Below are 459 nucleotides of genomic sequence, written 5' to 3'. Positions count from 1 at the left end.
GGAAAATAAATCTGCCCCCTTTATGCTCTGCAGCCCATAACTTGACCAGGGATAGGCCGCCACATCGTCCACCATCCGCGCCCGAATAGGGTTCAGTTCGATGTACCGGCAACACGCCAGTTATAGCGACTTTCCCACAACGTTCCGGAACGGCCCTCCAAGCGATTCCGATATCGTGTCGTGCGCGCCGCCAGCGTTTTCATCAGTTGCGCCAAGCCAGACAGCGAATCACCAGGCGCCAAGAGCAGATGGACATGGTTGGTCATCAGGCAAAATGCGTAGACCTTGATACCAAAGGCATCCTTGAGGTCCCGTAGATCGGAGAGGTAACGCTGGTAGTCCTCGTCCTCGGCGAATACCACTTGCCGATTGTGTCCCCGCTGGACCACGTGAAGCGGATAATTCGGTAAAACCACTCGCCCTTGCCTAGGCATCGCGGAGCCTCCTTACGGCGTCTGC

1 pseudogene is annotated in these 459 nt (G+C 56.6%); it reads right to left on the bottom strand.

Features of this window, described 5'->3' with window-relative positions:
* Positions 1–434 (bottom strand): annotated as a pseudogene (locus JHD77_RS32010) (transposase); the annotation flags it as partial.
* Positions 435–459 lie beyond the last annotated feature (25 nt).

This window comes from Pseudomonas sp. P20 (genome assembly GCF_016463925.1).
Lineage (GTDB): Bacteria > Pseudomonadota > Gammaproteobacteria > Pseudomonadales > Pseudomonadaceae > Pseudomonas > Pseudomonas aeruginosa.
The sequence above is the reverse complement of the archived record's forward strand: the minus strand, read 5'-3'. Positions and strand labels throughout refer to the sequence as shown.